This is a genomic window from Micromonospora rosaria (assembly GCF_001567585.1).
GTDB lineage: Bacteria > Actinomycetota > Actinomycetes > Mycobacteriales > Micromonosporaceae > Micromonospora > Micromonospora rosaria.
Genome location: NZ_LRQV01000206.1, coordinates 1 through 8,224, shown reverse-complemented (window position 1 = coordinate 8,224; position 8,224 = coordinate 1). Strand labels below are relative to the sequence as shown.

Genomic DNA, 8,224 nt, shown 5'->3' with positions numbered 1-8,224 from the left:
GCCCGCACCGCCGGCGGGGTCGCGGGTCCCGGGGCGGTGGGGGAGCCGCCGGGCCCGGTCGGGCTGCCGCCGGGCACGGCCAGGCCGACGGCGGCGACCGCGACGAAGGCCACCGCCGGCCAGATGGCCGGGTCCGCGTTGGGGCCCACCACGTAGAGGGCCCCGGCGAAGAGCGCCGCCGGGGGCAGGTAGCCGAGCAGGACCCGGCCGGCCCGCAGCGCCACCTCGGCGGCGGCGAGGCCGGCCAGCCAGGCGGCGACCAGCGGCACCAGCACGGTGTCGGGGGTGGGTTCGACCGGGATCATCGCGGTGAGCAGCCGGGGGATGGCGTTGCGGGCGGCGTCGGCGGTCACCTCGGCGAGCCCGCCGGGCAGGTCGGCGGCGTGGGCGGCGAGCCGCACCGACCACAGCGTGTACCCGGCCAGGGCCGCCACCGACACCGGGGCGACCAGCCAGGACCGCAGGCGGCGGGCGGCGACGCTCACCAGGACCGAGCCGGCCGCCGCGCCGACGACGAGGCGGGTCAGCAGGTCGTCGGCGTACACCCGGCTGAGGACCGTCCCGGCGAGGGCGACCAGCGCGACCAGGACCAGTGGCAGCACGGCGGCCCGCAGCAGCCGCCCGACCCGCGACCCGCGCGCCGGGCCCGCAGGGTCCGGCGCGGCCCGCGTCGTCTCCGGTCCCGTCGCGTGCGGCGGTGCGGTGTGCGGCGTGGGTGTCGCGTCCGGTCCCGTCCCGTGCGCCGGTGCGACGTCCGGGGGGTGGGCGCCGGTCGGCGGGCCGCCGGTCACCACCGGCGGATCCCGTCCCACTCGGCGGCGAACGCCGCGCCGTCGGCGGCGTCGAGCACCACCGGCCCGGTCGCCGGGGCCGCCGACGGTTCCCGCGCGCCGAGCACCCCCACCACCACCGACGGGTACGCGCCGCGCAGCGCGCCGACCAGGCCGAGGTCGGCGCGGCCACCGGGGCCGGTGAGGACGACGAGGGTGTCGCCGAGGCGGTCCTGGCGCAGCCGGGAGGTGGCGGTGCGCAGCGCTGCCGCGCCGTCGCCGGTGGCCAGCTCGACGGCGGCGAGCCGGTCCAGCGGCCCGCCGCCGCCCGGCAGGGCCGTCGGGGCGTCGGCCGGGGCGGTGGTGTCCGGGCTCCCGGTGGGTGGGTCGGTGTCGGGCAGGCCGCTGGCCTCGGGGGCCACCAGCAGCAGGGTGACCGGCAGGTCGGCCCGGTGCGCGGCGGTGACCACCGACGCCGCCGCCTCGCAGGCCGACTCGAAGGACTCGGCGACCCCGTCGACGCGGTCCGGGTGCGCGGCGGCCCGGTTGTCGAGCAGCACCACCAGGCGGGGCAGGCTGGTGTCGACGTTCTCCCGGACCATCAGCTCACCGACCCGGGCGCTGGTGCGCCAGTGCACCCGGCGCAGTTCGTCGCCGACCACGTACTCCCGCAGCGAGTCGAAGGTGATGGAGCCGTGCGGGACGCCGTCGACCCGGCCGTCGAGGCTGCGTCCCGCCCCGGTGGGGGTGGCGGTCAGCGGGTGGACACGGGGGTGCACCCAGACCGGCACCGTGCCGCCGTACGGGCGGGCCAGGCAGACCAGGCCGAGGGGGTCGCGGCGGGTCACCCGCAGCGGGCCCACCGGCACCACGCCCCGGCGGCTGGTGGGCACGTCGTAGCGGACCTCGGTGTCGCGGCCGGGTCGCAGCCGCAGCAGGGGGACGGGCACGGTGGTGGTGCCGCAGCGGTCCTCGGCGAGCAGGTTCGCCGAGCGCAGCCGGCCGGCGTTGCGCACGGTGAGGGTCATGGTCGCCGCCTCGCCCCGGGTGACCCGGTCGGGGTCGGCGTGGCGGGACACCGCGAGCCGGGGCCGCCAGGCTGCCGTGGCCAGCGCGTAGCCGACGGCGAGAGCGGCCGCCGCGCCGAGCAGCGTCAGCTCCGGGTACGCGAAGCGGAGGCCGGCGCCGAGCAGCAGCGCGGCGGCGGCGAGCAGCCCGGCGCCCCGGGCGGTGATGCCCACGCCGCCGGTCAGCCCCGCGCCGGGGCCGGTTGCCCCGAGGGCAGCGGCACCGGCACCGACGCCACCGCCTGGCGCAGCACCTCGGCGGCGCTCATGCCACGGACCTGCGCCTCGGGGGTGAGCAGCAGCCGGTGGGCGAAGACCGGCTCGGCGAGGGTCTTCAGGTCCTCGGGCATGATCCAGCCCCGGCCGTCGATGAGCGCGTACGCGCAGGCGGCGCGGGTCAGCGCGATGACGCCCCGAGGGCTCACCCCGACCCGCACGTGCGGGTGGGTGCGGGTGGCGGCGGCCAGGCGCACCGCGTACCCGTAGAGGGGTTCGGCGATGTGCACCCGGCGGGCCATGGTGACCATCTCGCCGACGGTGGCGGTGTCGGTCAGCGCGGTCAGCGCCTCGGGGGAGCGGACGGTGGCCCCGCGCAGCACCTCCACCTCGACCGCCTCGTCGGGGTACCCCACCGACAGTTTCACCAGGAACCGGTCGAGTTGCGCCTCGGGCAGCCGGTAGGTGCCGTCCATCTCGACCGGGTTCTGGGTGGCGACGACCAGGAACGGCTGCGGGACGGGGTGGCGGACGCCGTCGACGGTGACGGTGCGTTCCTCCATCACCTCCAGCAGCGCCGACTGGGTCTTCGGGGAGGCCCGGTTGATCTCGTCGGCGATGACGATGTTGGCGAAGACCGGGCCGGGGTGGAACTCGAAGCCCCGGGTGGCCTGGTTGAAAATGGTCACCCCGACCACGTCCGAGGGGAGCAGGTCGGGGGTGAACTGGATGCGTCGCCACTCGCCCCGCACCGTCGCGGCGATGGCCCGGGCCAGGGTGGTCTTGCCGACCCCGGGGACGTCCTCCAGCAGGACGTGGCCCTGGGCGAAGAGCGCGGTCAGCGCCAGCCGGACCACCTGCGGTTTGCCCAGCACCACCGAGTTGACGTTCTCGGCCAGCCGGGCGGCGAGGGCGGCGAAGCCCTGCACCTCCTGCTGGCTGAGCGGCTCGTGCGTGTTCACGGTGGGTCAGGGCTCCTTGCCTGGTCGGTCAGCAGGTCGGCAGGCTGTTGATTCTGTCGCCGTCCTCCAGGTTGAGCCAGGCCCACGGAATGTAGTTCTTCCCGTCGTAGTTGACCTGCACCCACCAGGTGCTGCGCTTGTTGTCGTTGTAGACGTAGGCGTACACCTCTTCGCCCTGCCGCTTGCAGAACGCCTGCAGCCGGGTGCCGGGCCGGGCCCAGCCGACCTGCCGGTCGTTGTCCTGCCGGGGCACCGAGAAGACCTCGTTGCCGTTGCGGCCGTCACGGTCCTGGTCGCAGTAGGTGCGCTGCTCGGGCTTGTCGCCGTTGACGCAGGTGGCGATGCCGTACATGGCCTCGGTGCGCTGCCGGCGGGTGGCGGTGCCCTCCCCGGCGGCGTTGGTGGCGGTGACCGTGACCGTGTACGCCGTGTCCGGGGTCAGGTTTGGCACCGACAACCGGGTGCACGCGCCCGACACCGTCGGCTCGCCCGGGGTGCTCACCGTGCAGGTGGCCTGCCCGCCGCCGGCGTCCACGGTGAACGACACCGTGACCGAGGTGGCCGTCGCCGACGACCCGGTCACCGTGACCCGGGGCGGCGCGACCGTCCGGGCCGACGCGGTCGCCGCCGGACCCTCGCCGGCCTCGTTGACCGCCTTCACCGCGACCGTGACGTGCTGGCCGTCGCCCAGGCCGTCCAGCGTGGCCTGCGGCTCGGTCACCTCGATGGTGCGGCCACCCACCTCCACCAGGTACTTCGTCACCGGCCGGCCGTTCGCCGGGCCCGGCGCCCACCGGACGGTGACGGTGCCCGGCCGGTCCGGCACGGTCGCCGCGTCCAGCTCGGTCGGCGCGCCCGGCGCGGCGTACGGCACCACCGTGTTGCTGACCGGGGACGCCTCCGACCCGGCGCCCGCCTCGCTCACCGCGATGACGGTGAACGCGTACTGGGTGCCGTACTCCAGCTCACCGGCCGGCACCACCAGCTCCGTCTTCGTCGCCTCACCCACCGGGGCGTTCGCGCCGGCCGAGGTGGCGGTCACCGTGTACCGGGCGACGGCGTTGCCCTGCCCGTCCGCCGCCGGCCAGGTCACCAGCACCGTCCCGTCGGGGCGTTCCTGCGCGGTCACGCTCGCCGGCGGGTCGGGCACCTCGGCGGTGGGGGTGACCGGATTGCTGTTGCGCGACGGCCCGGCGCCCTTGGCGTTCACCGCGTGCACCGTGAACCGGTACGTCTCGCCGTTGGTCAACCCGGTGATCTCCACCGACCGCTGGTTGGCGCCCACCTCGTGCCGCTGGCCGGCGCCCTCCACCACGTACCGGACGATCTGCGCGCCGTTCGCGGCGGCCGGCCGCCAGCTCACCCGGGCCTGCGCGTCGCCGGCCGCGGCGGTGACGTCCCGGGGCGGGCCCGGCTTGGTGACCTTCGGCTTCGGCGGCGGGGGAGGCGGCGGCGGGGCCTCCTCCGGCGGCTCGGCGCCGAGCACGTCGGAGGCGTACTTGTCGACGTCGCGCACCTCGTGCCGGTCGTTGACCACCCGGGCCCGCGCCGAGTCCGGCGCGTTGATGAACAGGTGGTTCTCCCGGACCTCCAGCTCCAGCGGCCCGGACAGGCCCCGGCCGCCCTTGATGGTGTCGACGAGCTGACCGCCGACGTCGAAGGAGTACACCGTCCCGGCGCCCTCGTCGGCGGCGTAGAACCGGTCGGCCCAGGCCACCACCGGACTGAGCCGGTCCCCCCGACCCGGCACCGTGAACTCCCGCACCTGCGCGCCGTCCACCACCAGCACCCGCCGCTGCTCCGGGATGGTGACCGGCACCCGCGACCCACTGGTACGCGCCGGCAGTGTCGCCACCCCGGTCAGCTCCAACGCGTGGCGGGCGGTGGTCCCACCCCGGACGGTCACCAGGTCACCCCGGGTCCGGTCGAGCACCGCGACACCCTCGTCCAGGGTGGAGAGCACCAGCTCGTGGTTGCGGTCCGCGACCTCGTAGGTGGCCACCCGCTTCGGGCTCAGACCCTCACCGGCCGCCCCCGGCGTCGCCGGCAGGTCGGCGGCGGTGACCGCCGACACGGTGCCCTCGCTCGGGACGGCGATCCACAGCCGGCCCTCCCCGTCGAACGTGCCGCCGGTGATCCCCGGCGGGTACCGCACCGGCTCACCGACCGGGGCGAGCGAACGGGGGTCGAGCTGCCGGACCACGCCCTGCACCGCGTCCACCACGAACGCGGCGTCCTCCTGCAACGCCACGCTGACCCCGAGACCGGGGGTGGTCCGGGTGGTGGCGGTGATCTGGAGAGTGGCCAGGTTCAGCGAGCTGACCTGCCCGGTGTGCAGGTCCCGCAGGATGAGCTGCCGGTCGGTCTGCACCACCTGCATCGGGTGGCGGCGGGTGTTCGGCACCTCGACCCGGGTGTCCACCCGGGCGGTGATGCCGTTGACCCGGGCCATCTCCCCACGCGTCGAACTCCACAACCAGGAGGAGGCGTCGTAGCTGGCCACCGCGTTGTCGGCGGCACCGAGCCCGAGGACCGTCAAACCCATCGCGGCGAGCAGCGCGCCCACCGTGCCGAGGGTGATGAAGCCGCCGCGCATCCGCCGGCCGCGGCGGGAGCCGGCCGTCCCGACGGCCCCGCCGTCGTCGATCGTGGCCACAGCCGACCGCCTCCCCGTGTCGTCCGTCGTGGCGGAGGAACCCGTGTGGTGGCGGTCCGACCCGCCCGGAGCCGGGTGCCATCATATGGGGCGCTTCGGCGCGGGGAAACCCGCACCGTCCGGCCCCGGACACCCAGCGTGCACGCTGGACGGACGTCGACCGGCCACCCTGGACGGCTCCGTGCGGAGCGCTCCGTGTGCCGACCGTCCACACGTGGTTGACGGCCGGTCGGCCGAGTCGGCGGGGCGGAGCGGTCGGCCGGCTCGACGAGGCGCAGCCACCGGTCAGGTTGACCGGGTGGCGCCGCCGGTCAGGTCGACGGGGTGGAGCGGTCCCGGTTGGTGCAGACCTGACCCGAGGTGGCGAACTCGTCGGTGGAGTACACCGCGAGCACCGTGAAGCAGTAGTCCACCCGCGAGTTCAACCCGTTCACCGTGTAACTGGTCTCGCCCGGGTCGACCGTGGCCATCACCCCGAGGTCCTGCCCGGCCCGGCCACCGGCCACCATGAACGGCACGGTCCCGTTGGTCGGGTCCGACCAGGTGATCGTGATCGTCGTCGCGTCGTCGCGCAGCTCCAGGTCGCCGGGGGGTGGCCCGCTGGTCGCCGGCCCGGCCGCCGTCGGCGCCGAGCCGCCCGCCGGGCCCGGCGTCGCCTCCCGGTTCAACAACACCACGCCCACGCCGACCACCGCCGCGACCGCGACCACCGCCCCGGCGACGGCCACCGCCACCAACGCCCGCCCGCGCCGGCTCTCACCCTCCTCCGGCACCTGCGAGTACCCGGGGTACGTCGGCACCGCCTGCGGCGGCGCAGCCGGAGGCGTGTGGGACGGCGGGACCGGGATGCCGTGGGGCGTCGGCCCGGGTGCCGCGGGGGGCGCCGGCACGGGGGCCGGGTGAGGGGTTGGCGTGGGGGTTGCGTGGGACGTCGGGACGGAGGCCGCGTGGGACGGCGGGACGGTGGCGGTGCCCGGCGGTGGGCCTGGCTGGCCCGGGTACGTCCCGCTCGCGGGGCCGGCCCCGTGGGGCGTGGTGCCGGCGAGGTTTCCTGCTCCGTCCACCGTTCCGGCTGCGCCCTGCGTCCCTGCTGCGACCGGCGGGGCATCGTCCGGCCCGAGGTGTGCCGGGGCTGGCGTCGCCGGGTGGGTCGGCGGCGGTGACGGCTGGTCCGGTCGCGCCGGGTCCGGCGGGTACCCGTCCAGCGACGGGTACGCCGGGGCCGCCGCAGGCGCGCCCGCCGGGGCGGGTGGCACGACCGGGGTCGTGGACGGGGGCTCCGTCCGGAGCGAGGGGAAGGGCTCCGTCCGGTCCTGCACCGGCGGGGCTGGATGCCGGACCGGCCGGTTCGCGTCGGCCAGGTCCCGCTCCGGTCGGCCGGGCAGGTCGTCGCCGCCGAGCCGCCCCGTAATCAATGCACCGGGCGGCGACGGGAACTCCGGTGACCGGTCGGTGTCGTCGTGCGGCCCTGTCGGGCCGGCGGTACTGCTCTCGGTGGGGTGGTCGGTGGCGGAGTCCGGCGGGCCGGCCGGCTGCGGCGGGACGACGCGACCCCACGGCGGCGCGGTCATCCCCCAGGGCGGCACCACCGGCCCCGGATCGGGCACCCCGCCGGCCGGTGGTCCGCTCGACGGCGGTCCGGCTGCCGGTGGTCCGGGCGGTGGTGGCGTGCCGACGGACGGTGGCCCGCTCACCGGCGGCGGGACGAACGGCGGCCCGCTGGTCGGTGGGGCGCTGACCGGTGGGCTGCTCACCGGTGGGGCGCTGACCGGTGCGCGGTGCGCGGGCGGGGCGCTGACCGGTGGGTTGGACGCCGGTGTAGCGCTGCCTACGGGTGGGGCGCTGACCGATGGGCTGGGCGCCGGTGCGGTGCTGCCTGCGGGTGGGGTGCTGACCGGGGAGTTGCCGGCCGGCGCGGGGGCGGTGGGCATCGCCCCGGCGGGCCGGACAGGGGTACCCGGCTCATTCGGGACCAGCGCGCCGATCTGCTGGACCACGATGGTCGGGTTGTCCCACCCGGCCGGCCGCGCCGACGGCTTACCGGGGCGGTCGTCCTGCCGCTGCGATCCGGCGGGCGGGGCGGTCGGACCCGGCGTGGCCACCGGGCCGGGCCCGGTCGCTGGATCGGGTCGGGTTTCGGGGCCTGCCGGTGCCGGCGCGTCGGTCGAGTTGTCCGGGTGCTCCCGACGTTGGGCGGCGTCCGCAGGCGGCGGGACGATCGCCGGCGGAGGAGGCAGGGCAGTCGACGGCCGCGGGCCGGGCTCGGCCGGGGGTGGAAGCGGACGGTCCGGTGGAGCCGGCAGCGGTGCCCCCGTCGATGGCGGCGGGGCGGCGTCGGTCGGTGGTGACAGCGGACTGGGACCCGGCGCTGGCAGTGGGCCGGGGGGTGGCGGCGGAAGGGTGCCTCCCGGCGGCTGCGTGGGCTCCACCGGGTGGCGGGGCGGCGGCACCGCCGTCGTGCCCGGCCCGGCCGGTGCGGTCCCGGCCGTATCCCGGGGGGTGACGGTGGGTGCGGCTGGTGGGGGTGGCAGGGGGCTCGGCTGCCGTGCCGGT

4 protein-coding genes and 1 pseudogene are annotated in these 8,224 nt (G+C 76.9%); all 5 read right to left on the bottom strand.

Annotated features, from left to right (window positions below; genetic code table 11):
- Positions 1–794, bottom strand: a pseudogene (locus AWW66_RS30315) (hypothetical protein); the annotation flags it as partial.
- Entirely contained in the window at positions 788–2,011 is a 1,224-nt protein-coding gene (locus AWW66_RS30310; RefSeq protein WP_067373684.1) for a DUF58 domain-containing protein, read from the bottom strand. The gene AWW66_RS30310 and the pseudogene AWW66_RS30315, both read right to left, overlap by 7 nt.
- A gap of 8 nt (positions 2,012–2,019) precedes the next feature.
- Positions 2,020–3,015 carry an AAA family ATPase gene (locus AWW66_RS30305; RefSeq protein ID WP_067373676.1) on the bottom strand — a complete coding sequence of 332 codons (996 nt, stop codon included), beginning with the start codon at positions 3,013–3,015 and terminating at the stop codon, positions 2,020–2,022.
- 28 nt (positions 3,016–3,043) lie between these two features.
- Positions 3,044–5,671 (bottom strand): fibronectin type III domain-containing protein, encoded by a 2,628-nt coding sequence (locus AWW66_RS30300; RefSeq protein WP_067373668.1) that lies wholly within the window; start codon positions 5,669–5,671, stop codon positions 3,044–3,046.
- A 311-nt stretch (positions 5,672–5,982) separates the two neighbouring features.
- Positions 5,983–6,471, bottom strand: coding sequence for a fibronectin type III domain-containing protein (locus tag AWW66_RS30295; RefSeq protein WP_067373666.1), 489 nt, complete (start codon positions 6,469–6,471; stop codon positions 5,983–5,985).
- Positions 6,472–8,224 lie beyond the last annotated feature (1,753 nt).